We start from the raw sequence: 17140 nt of genomic DNA, 5'->3' as shown, positions 1-17140 counted from the left end.
GGCTCGGTCCCGCAGAGCCGTCGCGGTCCTGCGGACCCGCGCGTCACACCGAAGCGTCACATTGAAGAAGGAGATGCTCGTGCCGTCCATCGACGTCGTCGTAGCCCGGGAAATCCTGGACTCCCGAGGCAACCCCACGGTCGAGGTCGAGGTCGGCCTCGACGACGGCAGCACGGGTCGTGCCGCCGTTCCGTCCGGCGCCTCCACCGGTGCCTTCGAGGCCATCGAACTCCGTGACGGCGACCCGGGCCGTTACCTCGGCAAGGGCGTCGAGAAGGCCGTCCTCGCCGTCATCGAGCAGATCGGCCCGGAGCTGGTCGGGTACGACGCCACCGAGCAGCGCCTGATCGACCAGGCCATGTTCGACCTGGACGCCACCGACAACAAGGGCTCGCTCGGCGCCAACGCCATCCTCGGCGTCTCCCTCGCCGTCGCCCACGCCGCCTCCGAGGCCAGCGACCTGCCGCTCTTCCGCTACCTGGGCGGCCCCAACGCGCACCTGCTGCCGGTGCCGATGATGAACATCCTGAACGGCGGCTCGCACGCCGACTCCAACGTGGACATCCAGGAGTTCATGATCGCTCCGATCGGCGCGGAGTCCTTCTCCGAGGCCCTGCGCTGGGGTGCGGAGATCTACCACACCCTGAAGAAGGTCCTGAAGAGCAAGGGCCTGGCCACCGGCCTCGGCGACGAGGGCGGCTTCGCCCCGAACCTCGGCTCCAACCGCGAGGCCCTCGACCTCATCCTGGAGGCGGTCAAGGAGGCCGGCTACACCCCCGGCGAGCAGATCGCCCTCGCGCTCGACGTCGCCGCGTCCGAGTTCTACAAGGACGGCTCCTACACCTTCGAGGGCAAGGAGCGCACGGCCGCCGAGATGACCGAGTACTACGCCGAGCTGGTCGAGGCGTACCCGCTGGTCTCCATCGAGGACCCGCTGTTCGAGGACGACTGGGAGGGCTGGAAGACCATCACCGACAAGCTCGGTGACAAGGTCCAGCTCGTCGGCGACGACCTGTTCGTCACCAACCCGGAGCGCCTGGCCCGCGGCATCGAGGACGGCGCCGCCAACGCGCTGCTCGTCAAGGTCAACCAGATCGGTTCGCTGACCGAGACCCTGGACGCCGTCGAGCTGGCCCAGCGCAACGGCTTCAAGTGCATGATGTCCCACCGCTCCGGCGAGACCGAGGACGTCACCATCGCCGACCTGGCCGTCGCCACCAACTGCGGCCAGATCAAGACCGGCGCCCCGGCCCGCTCCGAGCGCGTCGCCAAGTACAACCAGCTGCTGCGCATCGAGGAGATCCTCGACGACGCCGCGGTGTACGCCGGCCGCAGCGCGTTCCCGCGGTTTCGCGTTGCGAACCAGTAAGCACAGCAAGGGCTGAGCGCCGCTCTCGTAGGCAGCGTCGTACGTACGTCCCCGTACTCGGTCCCGTACCGTGTGCGGGGACGTACGCACGTGTGGACGGGAAGCGGGGACAGACATGGCGGTGAAGGACCGGGACCGTTTCTCCACCGCGACCAGGATCCGGATCATCGGGGAACAGACCGCGGCCCGGGTCTACCGCTCGCAGACCAAGCGCCAGGCCCGTCGCTCCCGGCTGACCGGCCGGGCCGCACTGCTCGCGATGGTGCTCTGCTCGCTCGTCGTGGCGCTCGCCTATCCGATACGGCAGTACGTCGCCCAGCGCGCCGAGATCGCCGATCTGCGGCGCGAGCAGCAGGAGACCCGCGACCGGGTCGAGGAGCTGCGCGACCTCAAGGCGCGCTGGCAGGACGACGCCTACGCCGAGCAGCAGGTCCGGCTGCGGCTGCACTACGTGATGCCGGGGGAGACGGGGTTCGTCGTCGTCGACCCGGACGCGGCCAAGCAGGCCCGCGCCGAGTCCGGCGGGGCCGACCGCCCCTGGTACCGGAACGTCTGGGACGGTGTCGACAAGGCCGACGCCGCCGCCCGCCGGCCGTGAACCGACCGCGCCGGCACTGACTCAACAGGAAGACCAGCAGAAGCAGTCATGCAGACTCCCCCGCCGACCACGCCGCGCACCGAGCCCACCGACGCGGACGTGCTGGCCTTCAAGCAGCAGCTCGGCCGTCCTCCGCGCGGCCTGCGCGCCATCGCGCACCGCTGTCCCTGCGGACAGCCTGACGTCGTGGAGACGGCACCGCGGCTGCCCGACGGCACGCCCTTCCCGACGCTGTACTACCTGACGTGCCCGAAGGCGGCCTCCGCCATCGGCACGCTGGAGGCGAACGGCGTGATGAAGGAGATGACCGAGCGGCTGGCCGCCGACCCGGAGCTGGCCGCCGCCTACCGCGCGGCGCACGAGGACTACGTCCGGCGGCGCGACGAGATCGAGGAGCTGACCGGCTTCCCGAGCGCGGGCGGCATGCCGGACCGGGTCAAGTGCCTGCACGTGCTGGTCGCCCACTCGCTGGCGGCCGGTCCCGGCGTCAATCCGCTGGGCGACGAGGCGATCGCGATGCTGCCGGAGTGGTGGCGCAAGGGGCCGTGCGTGTCCCTCAAGGACGAGACGCCCACCGACCAGGAGGACGCCCAGTGACCCGGGTCGCCGCCATCGACTGCGGTACGAACTCCATCCGGCTGCTCGTCGCGGACACGACTGTGTCCGACAGCGCCTCCGGCGCGGGGGCCACCGGTGAGCTGACCGACCTGGACCGCCGCATGACGATCGTGCGGCTCGGCCAGGGCGTCGACCGCACCGGGCGGCTGGCGCCGGAGGCGCTGGAGCGGACCTTCGCCGCCTGCCGCGAGTACGCCGAGGTGATCAAGGAGCACGGCGCCGAGCGGCTGCGCTTCGTGGCGACCTCCGCCTCCCGGGACGCGGAGAACCGCGACGACTTCGTGCGCGGGGTGCTGGACATCCTCGGCGTGGAGCCGGAGGTCATCTCGGGCGACCAGGAGGCGGAGTTCTCCTTCACCGGGGCGACCAGGGAGCTGGCCGGGCGCGACCACCTCGACCGGCCCTTTCTGGTCGTCGACATCGGTGGGGGCTCCACCGAGTTCGTGGTGGGCGACGACCACGTGCGCGCCGCCCGTTCCGTGGACGTCGGCTGCGTGCGGATGACCGAGCGGCACCTGGTGCGCGAGGGCGCGGTGACCGACCCGCCCACCGAGGCGCAGGTGGCGGCGATGCGGGCCGACATCGAGGCGGCGCTCGACCTCGCGGAGCGGACGGTGCCGTTGCGCGAGGCGCGCACGCTGGTCGGGCTGGCCGGGTCGGTGACGACGGTGTCCGCCATCGCGCAGGAGCTGCCCGCGTACGACTCGGCCGCCATCCACCACTCCCGGGTCTCCCGGGACCGGGTCCGGGAGATCACCGACTGGCTGCTGCGCTCCACGCACGCCGAGCGGGCGGCCGTCCCCTCCATGCACCCGGGCCGCGTCGACGTGATCGGGGCGGGCGCGCTGGTGCTGCTCTCGATCATGGAGCGGACGGGTGCGGAGGAGGTCGTCGTGAGCGAGCACGACATCCTCGACGGCATCGCGTGGTCGGTCGCGTAGCTGCCTCGCGGCCCGGCGGTCCCAGTGTCGGGCGGGGCGTCACAGGCTGCGGTAGACGTCCCGCCGGACGCCCACCTTGACGACGAGGACGACGAGTTCACCATCGTTGATCTGGTAAGCGACCCGGTAGCTTCCGACCCGGAGCCGGTAGAGGCCCGACGGGCCCGTGAGTTTCCTGACATCGGCGTCCTGGCGGTACGGGTCGTCGCCGAGCGCGGTCAGCGCGGCCAGGATGCGCATGGCCTCGGGTCGGCTGATGGCCCGGAGTTGCCGCTGCGCCGCCGCGGTGAACCGGAAGGCGTACTTCACGTCGCCTCGCCGTCCTGCTCGCTGAACAGGTCCGCCAGCAGTTCCGCCATGGTCACGGTGGTGCCGCCCTCGGTCAGCACCGCTTCGGCCTCGCGCGCCAACATCACGTCGGCCGCTTCCTCCAACGCTTCGAAGTCCGAGATCGGAACCACGGCTGCCACCGGGGCGCCATTGCGGGTGATGACAGTCGGGACGCCGTCCTCAGCCCGGTTGATGTGGTCGGCGAGGTGTGCGCGGGCTTCCCGTACGGTCACGGTGTTCTCGGTCATGAGGTCAGTGTACGCGTGCATGTGTACACGGTCGTGCAGCCGCCTCGCGGACCCCCCGGTGAGGCCCCTTCGGGAAAGTTCGTGAAGTTCTTCACAAGGAATTGGGCCCTGTCGGACGACGAAAGTGCGGTCGTTGACCCTTTTGGGGTTTCGACTGCCCTTTGAACGTGTTCAGGGCGGTGCTCGGAGGGTGCCTCGAAGAGGGGTCGCGAGCGGGTGGTCCACCCCGCCCGGCGGGACGGAGGAGCAGCTCACACGGCATTGACAACGGGGTGTGAGGGGGGCCGGTTCCTCTCCTCACCATGATCTCCGTCACGTGAGTGGCGGATGGTAACACGGACCTGACATGAGCTTGTGAAGGGGCGCACGAACGACCCCCCTGGGGCGGGTGGATACTCGATGGCATGAGCACCACGGAGCGTCCCAGGATCCTCGTAGTAGGCGGTGGGTACGTAGGCCTGTACGCAGCTCGGCGCATCCAGAAGAAGATGCGTTACGGCGAGGCGACCGTCACCGTCGTCGACCCGCGGTCGTACATGACCTACCAGCCCTTCCTCCCCGAAGCCGCCGCCGGCAGCATCTCCCCCCGACACGTCGTCGTCCCCCTCAGGCGCGTGCTCCCCAAGGCGGAGGTCCTCACCGGCCGGGTCACCACCATCGACCAGGACCGCAAGGTCGCCACGATCGCCCCGCTGGTGGGCGAGGCGTACGAGCTGCCTTTCGACTACCTGGTCATCGCGATGGGCGCGGTCTCCCGCACCTTCCCGATCCCCGGCCTCGCCGAGCAGGGCATCGGGATGAAGGGCATCGAGGAGTCCATCGGTCTGCGCAACCACGTCCTGGAGCAGCTCGACAAGGCCGACTCCACCACGGACGAGGAGATCCGCCGCAAGGCGCTCACCTTCGTCTTCATCGGCGGCGGCTTCGCCGGCGCGGAGACCATCGGTGAGGTCGAGGACATGGCCCGGGACGCGGCCAAGTACTACACCAACGTCTCCCGCGAGGACATGCGCTTCGTCCTCGTCGACGCCGCCGACAAGATCCTCCCCGAGGTCGGCCCCAAGCTCGGCCAGTACGGCAAGGAGCACCTCGAAGGCCGCGGCGTCGAGGTCTACCTGTCCACCTCCATGGACTCCTGCGTCGACGGCCACGTGGTGCTGAAGAACGGCCTGGAGGTCGACTCCAACACCGTCGTGTGGACGGCCGGCGTCAAGCCGAACCCGGCGCTCTCCCGCTTCGGCCTGCCGCTGGGTCCCCGCGGTCACGTCGACTGCGAGCCGACCCTCCAGGTCAAGGGCACCGACTACATCTGGGCCGCGGGCGACAACGCCCAGGTGCCGGACCTCGTCGGCCGCAAGGCGGGCAACGAGAACGCCTGGTGCCCGCCGAACGCCCAGCACGCGCTGCGCCAGGCCAAGGTCCTCGGCGACAACGTGATGTCCGGCATGCGGGGCTTCCCGCAGAAGGACTACAGCCACGCCAACAAGGGCGCGGTGGCGGGTCTCGGCCTGCACAAGGGCGTGGCGATGATCGTCATGGGCAAGGTGAAGATCAAGCTCAAGGGACGTCTCGCCTGGTACATGCACCGTGGCTACCACGGCATGGCGATGCCGACGTTCAACCGCAAGATCCGCGTCTTCGCGGACTGGACCCTCGGCATGTTCCTCAAGCGCGAGGTCGTCTCCCTCGGTGCGATGGAGACCCCGCGCGAGGAGTTCTACGAGGCCGCCAAGCCCGCCCCCCTCGCGCCGCCGAAGGCCGCCGGCAAGAGCGAGAAGGCCGCGTCGTCGGAGAAGACCGAGGAGAAGGCCAAGGCCTCCTGACCCCGGCTCCCGAGCGTCAGCAGTACCCCGCAGTACCCCCGAAGGGGCCGCCCGCCATCCGTGGTGCGGGCGGCCCCTTCGCGTTGCGCCGGCGGAGCGACGATTCCGATGGCGTGTACAAGTATTTTGCCGAGTCGTAACGCGTGCCGGGGACTGGACGGCGGGCTCCCAGGTGTTTACGTGGTGTTGGACATTCCGGGATCGCATGTCACGGAGGTACGCCATGGCTGACGCCGCGCTGCGGCTGCAGAACCTCTTCGAACAGTTGCTGGGAGCACCTCTCCGGGTGCGCATCCGCGCCTGGGACGGTTCTGACGCGGGCCCGCCGGGCGCGCCGACCCTCGTCGTCCGCAACCGCAGGGCCCTGCGCCGCCTGCTGTTCAAGCCGGGCGAACTCGGCCTGGCCCGCGCCTGGGTGGCCGGCGACCTCGACGTCGACGGAGACCTCTACACCGTCCTCGAATCGATGGCCGGACTCCTCTGGGAGCGCGACGAGGGCGCCCGCGGCCTGGCCGAGGCGCTGCGCGACCCCGAGGTCCGGGCCGCCGTACGCGGACTGGTGAGGCTCGCCGGGCCGCCGCTGCCGCCCGCACCGCCGCCGGAGGAGATCCGCCGGGCCCGCGGCCACCTGCACACCAAGCGCAGCGACAGACGGGCCATCAGCCACCACTACGACGTGGGCAACGACTTCTACGAACTCGTCCTCGGCCCGTCCATGGTCTACTCCTGCGCCTACTGGCCGGCCCTTCCGGCCGAGGGCGGCACCCTGGAGGACGCCCAGCGCGACAAGCTCGAACTCGTCAGCCGCAAGCTCGGCCTGAGCCCCGGTCAGCGCCTCCTCGACGTCGGCTGCGGCTGGGGCTCCATGGCGATTCACGCGGCCCGCGAGCACGGGGTGAGCGTGGTCGGGGTGACACTCTCCCAGGAGCAGGCGGTCTACGCCCGCAAGCGCGTCGCCGACGAGGGCCTCACCGACCGGGTGGAGATCCGCGTCCAGGACTACCGGGACGTGTCCGACGGGCCGTACGACGCCATCTCGTCCATCGGCATGGCCGAGCACGTCGGCGCCGAGCGCTATCTGGAGTACGCCACCGACCTGCACCGGCTCCTCAAGCCCGGCGGACGGCTGCTGAACCACCAGATCGCCCGCCGCCCCCAGCGGGACGAGTCCACCTACCACGTCGACGAGTTCATCGACGCCTACGTCTTCCCCGACGGCGAACTCGCCCCCGTGGGCACCACCGTCACGCAACTGGAGCGGGCCGGGTTCGAGGTGCGCGACGTGGAGGCGATCCGCGAGCACTACGCGCTCACCCTGCGCCGCTGGGTCGCCCACCTGGAGGCCGAGTGGACGGCGGCCCTGAAACTGGTCAGCCCCGGCCGCGCCCGCGTCTGGCGGCTGTACATGGCCGCCTCCGCGCTCGCCTTCGAGCGCAACCGCATCGGCGTCAACCAGGTCCTCGCCGTGCGGACGCCCGCCTCGGGCGGCTCCGGCCTGCCGCTGCGCGCCCGCACCTGGAACTGAGGCGCCGCTGCCGCGCCACCTGCGCGCGAGGGCGGCTCCGTTCCCACCCGGGAACGGGGCCGCCCTCGCGCGTGTGACGACTGCTCCGCTACTCCGCCTTGATGGCCTGGAGCGTGTTCAGCCGTGCCGCCCGGCGGGCCGGCCACAGCGCCGCGAGGACACCCACCGCGGCGGCCAGCAGCAGGAAGACGCCCATCCGGCCCCAGGGCATGACCAGTTCGTACGTCGGCATGGAGGTGCCCATCAGCTCACCGGCCGCCCAGCCGAAGAACACGCCGAGCCCGATGCCGAGCACCCCGCCGAAGAGGGAGATCACCAGGGACTCCAGGCGGACCATCCGCTTGATGCCCCGGCGGTCGAGGCCGATCGCCCGCAGCATGCCGATCTCCTGGGAGCGTTCGAAGACCGACATGGCCAGGGTGTTGATGACACCGAGGACCGCCACGATGACCGCCATGGCCAGCAGGCCGTAGAGCATGTTCAGCATCAGCGTGAACATCTTCGCGATCTCGTTGGAGATGTCCTTCTTGTCCTGGATCTTGATCGCCGGATTGGTGTCGAGCGCCTGCTCCAGGCTGTCCTTCGAGGCCGCCGAGGTCCCGTCGGACATCTTCACCATGACCTGCATGTCGACCGGGTCGGACTGGTGCGGGGAGACATTGGCCAGGTCGACCATGATGCCGCGGATCATGTCGTTGCCCTCGTAGACCCCGGCGACCGTGAGCTTCTGCTTCGCGCCGTCCTCGTAGGCGGCGGTGAAGGTGGAGCCGGCCTTCCAGCCGTGGTCCTGCGCGGTGTCGGCGTCGACGGCGACCTTGTCGCCGCCCACCTCGAAGGTGCCCTGCTCGACCTTGAGGTCGGTCAGCTCGCCGATCGTGGAGCCGGTGACGCCGGTGAGGTACTCGGTCTCGCCGCCGATGCGGGACTCCGCGGTGCGCAGCGGGCTGATGGCGCCGACCCCGTCCGTGGCGGCCAGCGTCTTGGCGACGTCCGGGGAGAGGTAGTTGCCGTTGGCCATGGAGACCACGTAGTCGGCCTTGATCGACGCCGACGCCATCTTGTCGATCGACTTCTGCAGGCTGCCCGCCATCACCGTCATGCCGGTGATCAGGGTCAGGCCGATCATCAGCGCGGAGGCGGTCGCGGCGGTGCGGCGCGGGTTGCGCACCGAGTTCTGCCGGGCCAGCTTGCCCGAGATGCCGAACACCCGCAGTACCGGGGCGGCGGCGGCGATCAGCGGGCGCGACAGCAGCGGCGTCAGGATGAACACGCCGATGATCAGCAGCACCGCGCCCATGGCCATCGGGGCCTGTCCGTCCGAACCGCTCATCGACGTCGCCCACAGGACGACCGCGACGCCGGCGGCGGAGACCAGCGCGCCCAGCGTGTTGCGCAGCACCAGCGACTTGGTCGTGGCCTTGGCATGCACGCTGCTCATGGCCGCGACCGGCGGGATCTTCGCCGCCCGGCGGCCCGGCAGCCACGCCGCCAGCATGGTGACCAGGACACCGACCACGAGGGCCGCGACGATCGTGCCGGGTGAGATCACCAGCGGCCCCTCGGGCACGACCGCGCCCAGCGAGCCCATCATGGCGCGCAGTCCGGCGCCGATGCCGATGCCCGCGAGCAGACCGGTCACCGCGGCGACGACGCCCACCACGAACGCCTCGATCAGCACCGACCGCGTGACCTGCCGGCGGGAGGCGCCGACCGCCCGCATCAGGGCCAGCTCCCTGGTGCGCTGGGCGACCAGCATGGTGAAGGTGTTGGCGATGATGAACGTGCCGACGAACAGGGCGATGCCGGCGAACACCAGCAGCCCCTGCTTCATGCCGCTCATCGACGAGGCGATCGTCTCCGCCTGGTCGTCGGCCAACTCCTTGCCGGTGGTGGTCTCGACGAGGTCCTTCGGCAGCGCCCGGTCCAGCTGCGCCTTCAGCGCGGCCTGGGTGACACCGGCCTTCGCCCGGACGTCGATCTCGTCGAAGGTGCCGGCCTTGCCGAAGAGCTTCTGCGCGGTCGCCGTGTCGAACAGGGTGAGGCTGCCGCCGGCCGCGACGTTGCCGTCGTCGGTGGTGAAGACGCCGACGACCTTCGGGCCCAGCACCGGGCCGTCGACGGACATCCGCACGGTGTCACCGACGCCGTAGCCGGTGCGCTTCGCGGTCTCGGAGTCGATGAGGATCTCGCCCGCGCCCTTCGGGGCGTGCCCGGCGGTCAGCGGGTAGCGGGGGTCCTTCTCGCCCCAGTAGTTGCCGCCCTTGGTGCTCCAGCCGTCGCCGATCAGGTCGCCGTCCTTGTCGGCGACGGCGGTGAAGCCGGAGACCACGCCCACGGCGGAGGCCGCGCCGGGCACCTTCGCGCTCTCGTCCAGGTGGGCCCGGGTCAGCTCGGGGACCTCGCCGACCTTGTCGCCCTCGGAGTCCTGGTACTCGGCGGTCACGGCGACGTCGACGTGGTCGAAGCCCTTGGCGGAGCTGTTCTGCAGGGCGTCGGAGATGGTGTTGGTGAAGACCAGGGTGCCCGACACGAACGCCACGCCGAGCATCACGGCGAGCACGGTCATCAACAACCTGGCCTTGTGCGCGAAGACATTGCGCAAGGCGGTACGGAACATGGGTCTTCTCTGTCCAGACGTACGTACGAGTCGGTACGGGGGTGGGCGGGCGGACGTCAGCTGGTGCGGCCCTTGGCGTCGGACCCGGGGGTCTGGGGGTTTCCCCCAGGAAGGTGCAGCATGCGGTCCAGCACCGCGTCGGCCGTCGGGCCGTACAGCTCGTCGACGATGCGTCCGTCGGCGAGGAAGACCACCCGGTCCGCGTAGGCCGCGGCCACCGGGTCGTGGGTCACCATCACGACCGTCTGGCCCAGCTCCCGCACCGAGTTGCGCAGGAAGCCCAGCACCTCGGCGCCGGAACGCGAGTCGAGGTTTCCGGTCGGCTCGTCACCGAAGATGATCTCCGGCCGGGAGGCCAGCGCCCGGGCCACGGCGACCCGCTGCTGCTGGCCGCCGGAGAGCTGGGAGGGGCGGTGCCCGAGCCGGCCGGAGAGGCCGACCATCTGGATCACGGAGTCCACCCACTGCTTGTCCGGCCTGCGGCCCGCGATGTCCATAGGGAGGGTGATGTTCTCCAGCGCGGTCAGCGTCGGCAGCAGGTTGAACGCCTGGAAGATGAAGCCGATCTTGTCCCGGCGCAGCTTGGTCAGCTGCTTGTCCTTCAGCGAGCCCAGTTCGGTCTCACCGATGCGTACGGAGCCGGAGGAGAAGGTGTCGAGGCCGGCCACGCAGTGCATCAGCGTGGACTTGCCGGAGCCGGAGGGGCCCATGATGGCGGTCAGCTCGGCCTGCCGGAAGTCGATGGAGACCCGGTCCAGAGCGACCACCTGGGTCTCACCCTGGCCGTAGATCTTGGACAGCTCCGTGGCGCGTGCGGCCACGACGGTGGACCGGTCGGCGATGGGTGCGGTGGTCACGGGAAGGGCGCTCCTGTCGGTACGGCGTGTGCTCGGGACGTCTTCCATCGTTCCGGCCGGAGGGCGCCGTGTAGTCAGCCGCTGTTCCGGTTTCGGGGGGCGACTCCGGTCGGACGGGCAGCTGCGGTGTCATACCTGCGGATGACGGCCGACCCCGACGGCGGAACGGGGCGGGCGCCCTCACCGGGACGGTGAAATCCCGTCATTCCGCGTGCGCCGCGGGCCACCGCCCGCGAGGCTGTTGGCAAGTGCTGATGGCCTGAACCAGGAACTGATGGCCCCTCAGGCGCCAATAAAATAAGACAACATCGCGACTCCCGCCCACGGTTCGGGAGGTGCGTCCCGATAGGCTCAAGGCACTCGACGCGGAGCCCATGGCCTGCCCGGATGGTGGAATGCAGACACGGCGAGCTTAAACCTCGCTGCCCCTTCGAGGGCGTGCCGGTTCAAGTCCGGCTCCGGGCACTTCCGACGCTTCCCTTCAGTTCCTCAGGCTCTCGACCCCCCGAACCGTTGACAGCGGTGTGCGTGTGGTCGGAAACTCACCCGAGATTCAGTGAAGGAAATTTCACCACGCGAACGCGCGAACACGACGAAGGGACGACCGATGCGCACCACCGTCGGCATCATCGGGGCCGGCCCCGCCGGACTCCTGCTGGCCCGGCTGCTCCACAACGCCGGGATCGACTCGGTCGTCCTGGAGAGCCGCGACCGCGCCTACGTCGAGCGCAGGCAGCGCGCCGGGATCCTGGAGCAGGGCACGGTGGACGTGCTGCGCGCGGCCGGGGCGGGGGAGCGGATGGACCGCGAGGGGCTGCGCCACGACGGCATCGAGCTGCGTTTCGCCAGGCGGCGCCACCGCGTGGACTTCCCCGCGCTCACCGGCGGCAGGTCCGTCATGGTCTACGCCCAGACCGAGGTCTGCAAGGACCTCATCGCCCTCCAGCTGGAGGACGGCGGGCCCCTGCTGTTCGAGACCGAGGCGCTGGCCGTGGAGGGCGCCGAGACCGACCGCCCGCGCGTCCGCTTCCGGCACGGGGGCGCCGGGGGCGCCGGGGGGACGGAGGACGTCCTGGAGTGCGACTACGTCGTCGGCTGCGACGGCTTCTGGGGCGTCGCCCGGACGGCGGTCCCGGACGGCCGCACCTTCGAACGGACGTACCCCTTCGGCTGGCTCGGCATCCTCGCCGACGTCGCCCCTTCCCACGACGAGCTGGTCTACGCCCGCCACGACCGCGGCTTCGCCCTGCTGTCCATGCGCTCCCCCTCCGTCTCCCGCCTCTACCTCCAGGTCCCCGCGGACACGGACGCCGACAGCTGGAGCGACGACGAGATCTGGGCCGAGCTGGAGCGCCGCTTCGAGACCGACGACGACTGGACGCTGAGCATCGGCCCCATCACCCAGAAGTCCGTCACCCCCATGCGCTCCTACGTCCACGAGCCCATGCGGCACGGCCGCCTCTTCCTGGCCGGCGACGCCGCGCACATCGTGCCGCCCACCGGCGCCAAGGGCCTCAACCTCGCCGTCGGCGACGTCGTCACCCTCGCGCGAGCCCTGGCCCACCGCGCCGCCACCGGCTCCGACGAGCTGCTCGACGCCTACTCCGCCACCTGCCTGCGCCGCGTCTGGCAGGCCGAGCGGTTCTCGTACGACATGACGACCCTGCTGCACCGTGACCCGGCCGCCACGCCCTTCGAGGACCGCCTCCAGGTGGCCCGCCTGGACCGGATCGCCTCCTCCCGCGCCGCCGAGACCGACCTCGCCGAGTCCTACACCGGGTTCCCGATCGGGTGAGCGGTCCCGGACGTCCCGCGGGGCCCCGCCCGTGAGGGGAATCACTGACCGGCGTAGCGTGTTGTGCGCCAGAGCGAGGGAAAGATCCTCCCCAAGCAGTAGGGTCATTCCTTTGCCGTTCTATTACTCTTGAGCCCAAGGCTGCGCCGTGTGGCCATGGAGGAGTGAAATGAGGAGCAGAAACCCGGTCTTCTCGCGACGGGGGTTCAGCCGCGACAACGGCTACGCGGGCTTCAACGCCGCGCCGCAGGCCGGGGGACCCGCCGTCGCCACGCAGGGCAACCCGTACGCGCAGGGCACGCAGGGCACCCCGTACGCCCAGCCCGCCGGCAACCCGTACGCGCAGAACCCGTACGCCCAGCAGGACCTTCAGTACGGCGCGCCGCCGCAGGCGCCGGCCACCACCGGCCGGATGACGATGGACGACGTCGTCATCCGCACCGGCAGTACGCTCGGCGTGCTCGTGGTGACCGCCGCGCTCGCGTGGGCGCTGCTGCCCGTGGACGACGCCAACATCGGCCGCTCCATCGGTATCGGTATCGGTGCCGCCCTGATCGGCATGGTCCTGGCGCTCGTCCAGTCCTTCAAGCGCAAGGCCTCGCCCGCGCTGATCCTGTCGTACGCCGCGTTCGAGGGTGTCTTCCTCGGCGTCATCTCCAGCGTCGTCGACAACCGCATCGCGGACGGCGCGGCCATGCAGGCCGTGATCGGCACGATGGCGGTCTTCGCCGGTGTGCTGATCGCCTACAAGGCCGGCTGGATCCGCGTCAACCGCCGTTTCTACGGCTTCGTGATGGCGGCGGCGCTCGGCTTCGTCTTCCTGATGATGGTGAACCTGCTGTTCGCCGTCTTCGGCGGCGGCGACGGCCTCGGCTTCCGCAGCGGTGCGCTCGGTGTCGTCTTCGGCATCGTCGGCGTCATCCTCGGCGCCTGCTTCCTCGCCCTGGACTTCAAGCAGGTCGAGGACGGACTCGCCTACGGTGCCCCGCGCGAGGAGGCCTGGCTCGCGGCCTTCGGCCTCACGCTGACGCTGGTCTGGCTCTACCTCGAGTTCCTGCGACTCATCGCGATCTTGAACAGCAGCGACTAGCGGGTGCGACATGTGAAGGGCCCCGGGCTTCCAGCCCGGGGCCCTTCGTCGTCGTGGTGCCGGCGCACGCCCGCTCACAGCAGGTTGCGCGCGGCCCTTCTCAGGTCGTACTCGTGGACGATCGCCTTCGCGTGGCCGTACGCGAGGTTGTGTTCGTGGCGGAGCCAGCTGACCTTCTCCTCGAAGCGGAAGAGGGCGGGGCCGTCCTCGACGGCACGCAGCCAGTCGGAGATCTCACGACCGGTGCACTGGGGGATTCGGGCGAGCAGATTGCGATGGGTCTCCTCGGAGAAGACTTGGGACATCGGCGCCTCCGGGCGAAAGGGGATGTAAGCCGGTCCTTCAGGTCACCGTGCCTGAGTGTTCGCCCGTTGGCAACAGTCCCGGACGGCCGCGTACGCTCGCGCCGTGGTTGATACGACGCCTTTGACCCGTGCCGTGGACGACTTCGCCGACCGGCTGCGAGCCGCCCCGCAGAGCAGACTCCAACGCGGTGCCGCCGCCGAGGCGCTGGAGCTGGCCAGGGAGTTGGCCCGGCGCGCCCAGCTGATCGAGGAACCGGGGGCGGAGCCCCGTCTGATGCCCGACGCGGGCATGTTCGCGGCCGCCGACCAGATCGCCGTCGCCGCACACGACTTGGCCGTCGTACTGACGGACGAGGGCCAGGTGGAAGAAGCGGCGGGGCTGGTGGAGGAGGCCCGCAAGCGGGCCGGGGTCTAGCGCCCGGAGGGGACTGGGGACCAGGGGACCAGGGGACTACAGGGACGCGATGACGCGGTCCGCCAGGATGTACACGTTCTCCTCGCCGCACGCGAAGGTCAGCGTGTAGGCGCCGGAGATCCCCGAGCCGCCGAGGAGATACGGCGTCTGGCCCGCGCCCAGCGCGGCCGCCAGGCGCTCCGCGGTCTCGCGGTGGCCCGGGGTCATGCACAGGGTGGTGCCGTCGGAGAAGACGTACACGTCCAGCGTGCCCAGCGGCCCCGGACGGACGTCGGCGAGGGTGACGCCCGACTCGGCCAGCCCCTCCAGGGTGGCGACGGTCCGCTCGTGGTCGTTCACGGCCGGTGCCGGGTTCGGTACGAAGTCCGGGTGCGAGGGGTGCCGACGGCGGGCGGCGGCCAGCTCGGCGGAGTCCCTCGGACCCGCGTGGCCGAGGTCCTGCGCGGACGGCTCGTCGCTGTCCGCGACCGGCTCGATCACGGGCTCCAGGCCCACGAGGTCGGCCTGGCGGGGCAGGAACAGCTCACTGTCGGTCAGCCCGAGCAGCAGGGGCGCGTCGGACGCGTCCCGCGACTCCTGGGCGGCCCAGAAGGCCCGCGCCTCGGCGAGTTCCCGCTCGCGCTCCTCGGCGAGCGCCTCCGCGACGGCGGCGCGTATCTCCTCGGCGTCGGCGGTGGTGCGGGCGGCGGGCACGCGGCCCCGCGTGGCGGTGGCCCGGCTCTCGGCCAGCTCGGCGCGCAGGGCCGTCACCTGCCGGCGCAGCACCAGAACACTGCGCAGGACGGCGACGCCCACGGCGCCGGTGGCGGCCGTGGTGAGCAGCAGGGCGATCGGCATGGCGCTCACTGACGTACTCCCGGTTCAAAGTCGACCCCCGACTTCCTACATCAGCTTGAAGGGAGGACTAACCGTCTGTCAGTGCGTAACGTCACGAAACGGACAGGACTTTGGGTCCGGAAGGAAGGAGTGTGACTGGCCTGACCTGCGTAAATCAAGGGGGCGGGAGAGGTAGGTCACATCCTGGGGGAGATTGGGTCACAAAACGACCCAGAACCCTGTGGCTACAGGGTTCCGGGCCGTGACGTCACGCAGGGTCTCCCGGGCGCTACTGACAGTCTTTCAAGTCGCCCGCCGGTACGGCCGTCAGCTCAGGCGCTCGATGACCATCGCCATGCCCTGGCCGCCGCCGACACACATCGTCTCCAGACCGAACTGCTTGTCGTGCCACTGGAGGGAGTTGATGAGCGTGCCGGTGATGCGGGCGCCGGTCATGCCGAAGGGGTGGCCGACGGCGATGGCGCCGCCGTTGACGTTCAGCTTCTCCAGCGGGAGGCCGAGGTCGCGGTAGGACGGGATGACCTGCGCGGCGAACGCCTCGTTGATCTCGGCCAGGTCGATGTCGTCGATGGTCAGCCCGGCGCGGGACAGCGCCTGCTTGCTGGCCTCGACCGGGCCCAGGCCCATGATCTCGGGGGAGAGGCCGGAGACGCCGGTGGAGACGATGCGGGCGAGCGGGGTCAGGCCCAGCTCGCGGGCCTTGGTGTCGCTCATGATCACGAGGGCGGCGGCGCCGTCGTTGAGCGGGCAGCAGTTGCCGGCGGTGACCAGCCCGTCGGGACGGAACACCGGCTTCAGGCCCTGGACGCCCTCCAGGGTGACGCCGGCGCGGGGGCCGTCGTCCTTGGCGACGACGGTGCCGTCGGGGAGGGTCACCGGGGTGATCTCGCGCTCCCAGAAGGCGTTCTTGATGGCTTCCTCGGCGAGGTTCTGGGACCGGACGCCGAACTCGTCCATGTCCTGCCGGGTGATGCCCTTGGTGCGGGCGAGGTTCTCGGCGGTCTGGCCCATCGCGATGTACGGGTCGGGGACCAGGCCGTCCTCGCGCGGGTCGTGCCAGGTGGTGCCCTCCTGCTCGGCGACGGCGGCGGTACGGGCCTCCGCCTCGGCGAACAGCGGGTTGCGGGTGTCCGGCAGGCTGTCGGAGTTGCCCTTGGCGAACCGGGAGACCATCTCGACACCGGCCGAGATGAAGACGTCGCCCTCACCGGCCTTGATGGCGTGCAGGGCCATGCGCGAGGTCTGCAGGGACGAGGAGCAGTACCGGGTGACGGTGCAGCCCGGCAGGTGGTCCATGCCCATCTCGACGGCGACGATCCGGCCGAGGTTGTTGCCCTGCTCGCCGCCGGGCAGGCCGCAGCCGAGCATCAGGTCGTCGATGTCCCGGGGGTCCAGCTCCGGAACCTTGGCGAGCGCGGCCTGGATGATCGTGGCGGCCAGGTCGTCGGGGCGCAGGTCCTTCAGGGAGCCCTTGAAAGCGCGGCCGATGGGGGAGCGGGTGGCAGAGACGATCACGGCTTCGGGCATCACGGCTCCAGTGGAGAGGCGTTGGGCGGCTGCTGGGGAAGTTACCCGGACGTATGGCCTGGGTCACGGGTGTGGGGGTGTGACATGGGCCGCAACTTTCTAAGCGCTTGCTTTTGCCTCCGGCGGTTGGGTGGGGTTCTTGGTGCGGGGGGTTGTGGTGGGCGTCCCTGGGGGGGGGCGGGCGGGGGGCCCCCCGGCCCGCCGCCGCCCCCCCGCGCGCCCCGGCGCCCGCGCGCGCCGGCCCG

At 70.5% G+C, this 17140-nt stretch carries 16 protein-coding genes and 1 tRNA gene; 10 read left to right on the top strand and 7 right to left on the bottom strand.

The genetic code is table 11. The features are described from left to right. Nucleotides 1-79 precede the first annotated feature (79 nt). The 4 genes from eno (at nucleotide 80) to ACFWR9_RS12825 (ending at nucleotide 3526) form a co-directional block, all read left to right on the top strand. Nucleotides 80-1369 (top strand): phosphopyruvate hydratase, encoded by a 1290-nt coding sequence (gene eno / locus ACFWR9_RS12840; protein WP_383839913.1) that lies wholly within the window; start codon nucleotides 80-82, stop codon nucleotides 1367-1369. A gap of 115 nt (nucleotides 1370-1484) precedes the next feature. Next, the gene (locus ACFWR9_RS12835) at nucleotides 1485-1967 is read left to right on the top strand and encodes a septum formation initiator family protein (RefSeq protein ID WP_383839910.1); all 483 of its coding nucleotides are present in this window, start codon (nucleotides 1485-1487) and stop codon (nucleotides 1965-1967) included. Nucleotides 1968-2015: 48 nt separating this feature from the next. Continuing rightward, nucleotides 2016-2564 (top strand): DUF501 domain-containing protein, encoded by a 549-nt coding sequence (locus tag ACFWR9_RS12830; RefSeq protein WP_383839907.1) that lies wholly within the window; start codon nucleotides 2016-2018, stop codon nucleotides 2562-2564. Further along, nucleotides 2561-3526, top strand: a complete 966-nt coding sequence (locus tag ACFWR9_RS12825) for an exopolyphosphatase (protein WP_383839904.1) — start codon at nucleotides 2561-2563, stop codon at nucleotides 3524-3526. Before ACFWR9_RS12830 ends, ACFWR9_RS12825 begins: the two co-directional genes overlap by 4 nt. Nucleotides 3527-3565: 39 nt before the next feature. Here the strand turns inward: ACFWR9_RS12825 and ACFWR9_RS12820 are convergent, their stop codons facing one another. Both ACFWR9_RS12820 and ACFWR9_RS12815 read right to left on the bottom strand, forming a co-directional pair. Further along, nucleotides 3566-3835 (bottom strand): type II toxin-antitoxin system RelE/ParE family toxin, encoded by a 270-nt coding sequence (locus ACFWR9_RS12820; protein WP_383839901.1) that lies wholly within the window; start codon nucleotides 3833-3835, stop codon nucleotides 3566-3568. Continuing rightward, complete coding sequence (locus ACFWR9_RS12815; protein WP_383839898.1) at nucleotides 3832-4104, bottom strand: type II toxin-antitoxin system Phd/YefM family antitoxin; 273 nt, start codon at nucleotides 4102-4104, stop codon at nucleotides 3832-3834. Before ACFWR9_RS12815 ends, ACFWR9_RS12820 begins: the two co-directional genes overlap by 4 nt. A gap of 404 nt (nucleotides 4105-4508) precedes the next feature. Here ACFWR9_RS12815 and ACFWR9_RS12810 point away from each other — a divergent pair, with 404 nt between their 5' ends. Both ACFWR9_RS12810 and ACFWR9_RS12805 read left to right on the top strand, forming a co-directional pair. After that, nucleotides 4509-5927 (top strand): NAD(P)/FAD-dependent oxidoreductase, encoded by a 1419-nt coding sequence (locus ACFWR9_RS12810; RefSeq protein ID WP_383839896.1) that lies wholly within the window; start codon nucleotides 4509-4511, stop codon nucleotides 5925-5927. Between the two features lie 223 nt (nucleotides 5928-6150). Further along, a complete protein-coding gene (locus ACFWR9_RS12805; protein WP_383839893.1) occupies nucleotides 6151-7452 on the top strand; it encodes a class I SAM-dependent methyltransferase in 1302 nt (433 codons plus the stop codon). 88 nt (nucleotides 7453-7540) lie between these two features. Here ACFWR9_RS12805 and ACFWR9_RS12800 read toward each other — a convergent pair whose 3' ends face one another. Both ACFWR9_RS12800 and ACFWR9_RS12795 read right to left on the bottom strand, forming a co-directional pair. Then, nucleotides 7541-10069, bottom strand: coding sequence for an ABC transporter permease (locus ACFWR9_RS12800; RefSeq protein WP_383839891.1), 2529 nt, complete (start codon nucleotides 10067-10069; stop codon nucleotides 7541-7543). A gap of 56 nt (nucleotides 10070-10125) precedes the next feature. Next, nucleotides 10126-10926: an ABC transporter ATP-binding protein gene (locus ACFWR9_RS12795; RefSeq protein ID WP_383839888.1), complete on the bottom strand. Its 801-nt coding sequence runs from the start codon at nucleotides 10924-10926 to the stop codon at nucleotides 10126-10128. A gap of 381 nt (nucleotides 10927-11307) precedes the next feature. Here ACFWR9_RS12795 and ACFWR9_RS12790 point away from each other — a divergent pair. The 3 genes from ACFWR9_RS12790 (at nucleotide 11308) to ACFWR9_RS12780 (ending at nucleotide 13811) form a co-directional block, all read left to right on the top strand. Further along, nucleotides 11308-11391 (top strand) — tRNA-Leu (locus tag ACFWR9_RS12790). Nucleotides 11392-11533: 142 nt separating this feature from the next. Beyond that, nucleotides 11534-12721 carry a 4-hydroxybenzoate 3-monooxygenase gene (locus tag ACFWR9_RS12785; RefSeq protein ID WP_383839885.1) on the top strand — a complete coding sequence of 396 codons (1188 nt, stop codon included), beginning with the start codon at nucleotides 11534-11536 and terminating at the stop codon, nucleotides 12719-12721. Between the two features lie 169 nt (nucleotides 12722-12890). Continuing rightward, nucleotides 12891-13811 (top strand): Bax inhibitor-1/YccA family protein, encoded by a 921-nt coding sequence (locus ACFWR9_RS12780; protein WP_383839882.1) that lies wholly within the window; start codon nucleotides 12891-12893, stop codon nucleotides 13809-13811. A 74-nt stretch (nucleotides 13812-13885) separates the two neighbouring features. Here ACFWR9_RS12780 and ACFWR9_RS12775 read toward each other — a convergent pair whose 3' ends face one another. Beyond that, a complete protein-coding gene (locus tag ACFWR9_RS12775; RefSeq protein ID WP_052842169.1) occupies nucleotides 13886-14116 on the bottom strand; it encodes a DUF4287 domain-containing protein in 231 nt (76 codons plus the stop codon). A gap of 103 nt (nucleotides 14117-14219) precedes the next feature. Here ACFWR9_RS12775 and ACFWR9_RS12770 point away from each other — a divergent pair, with 103 nt between their 5' ends. After that, the gene (locus ACFWR9_RS12770) at nucleotides 14220-14531 is read left to right on the top strand and encodes a hypothetical protein (protein ID WP_383839877.1); all 312 of its coding nucleotides are present in this window, start codon (nucleotides 14220-14222) and stop codon (nucleotides 14529-14531) included. A gap of 36 nt (nucleotides 14532-14567) precedes the next feature. Here ACFWR9_RS12770 and ACFWR9_RS12765 read toward each other — a convergent pair whose 3' ends face one another. Both ACFWR9_RS12765 and ACFWR9_RS12760 read right to left on the bottom strand, forming a co-directional pair. Further along, nucleotides 14568-15377: a hypothetical protein gene (locus ACFWR9_RS12765; RefSeq protein ID WP_383839874.1), complete on the bottom strand. Its 810-nt coding sequence runs from the start codon at nucleotides 15375-15377 to the stop codon at nucleotides 14568-14570. Nucleotides 15378-15674: 297 nt separating this feature from the next. Further along, nucleotides 15675-16895 (bottom strand): acetyl-CoA C-acetyltransferase, encoded by a 1221-nt coding sequence (locus ACFWR9_RS12760; RefSeq protein ID WP_383839871.1) that lies wholly within the window; start codon nucleotides 16893-16895, stop codon nucleotides 15675-15677. Between the last annotated feature and the right edge of the window lie 245 nt (nucleotides 16896-17140).

This window comes from Streptomyces sp. NPDC058534 (assembly GCF_042717365.1).
Lineage (GTDB): Bacteria > Actinomycetota > Actinomycetes > Streptomycetales > Streptomycetaceae > Streptomyces.
Note: the sequence above shows the minus strand (reverse complement) of the source record. Positions and strands in the feature narration are given on the sequence as shown.

What these genes read in the sequence shown, in the direction of transcription:
- ACFWR9_RS12835 (WP_383839910.1), top strand. Translation starts at nt 1,485, where the DNA reads ATGGCGGTGAAGGACCGGGACCGTTTCTCCACCGCGACCAGGATCCGG.
- ACFWR9_RS12830 (WP_383839907.1), top strand. Translation starts at nt 2,016, where the DNA reads ATGCAGACTCCCCCGCCGACCACGCCGCGCACCGAGCCCACCGACGCG.
- ACFWR9_RS12815 (WP_383839898.1), bottom strand. Translation starts at nt 4,104, where the DNA reads ATGACCGAGAACACCGTGACCGTACGGGAAGCCCGCGCACACCTCGCC.
- ACFWR9_RS12810 (WP_383839896.1), top strand. Translation starts at nt 4,509, where the DNA reads ATGAGCACCACGGAGCGTCCCAGGATCCTCGTAGTAGGCGGTGGGTAC.
- ACFWR9_RS12805 (WP_383839893.1), top strand. Translation starts at nt 6,151, where the DNA reads ATGGCTGACGCCGCGCTGCGGCTGCAGAACCTCTTCGAACAGTTGCTG.
- ACFWR9_RS12800 (WP_383839891.1), bottom strand. Translation starts at nt 10,069, where the DNA reads ATGTTCCGTACCGCCTTGCGCAATGTCTTCGCGCACAAGGCCAGGTTG.
- ACFWR9_RS12785 (WP_383839885.1), top strand. Translation starts at nt 11,534, where the DNA reads ATGCGCACCACCGTCGGCATCATCGGGGCCGGCCCCGCCGGACTCCTG.
- ACFWR9_RS12780 (WP_383839882.1), top strand. Translation starts at nt 12,891, where the DNA reads ATGAGGAGCAGAAACCCGGTCTTCTCGCGACGGGGGTTCAGCCGCGAC.
- ACFWR9_RS12775 (WP_052842169.1), bottom strand. Translation starts at nt 14,116, where the DNA reads ATGTCCCAAGTCTTCTCCGAGGAGACCCATCGCAATCTGCTCGCCCGA.
- ACFWR9_RS12760 (WP_383839871.1), bottom strand. Translation starts at nt 16,895, where the DNA reads ATGCCCGAAGCCGTGATCGTCTCTGCCACCCGCTCCCCCATCGGCCGC.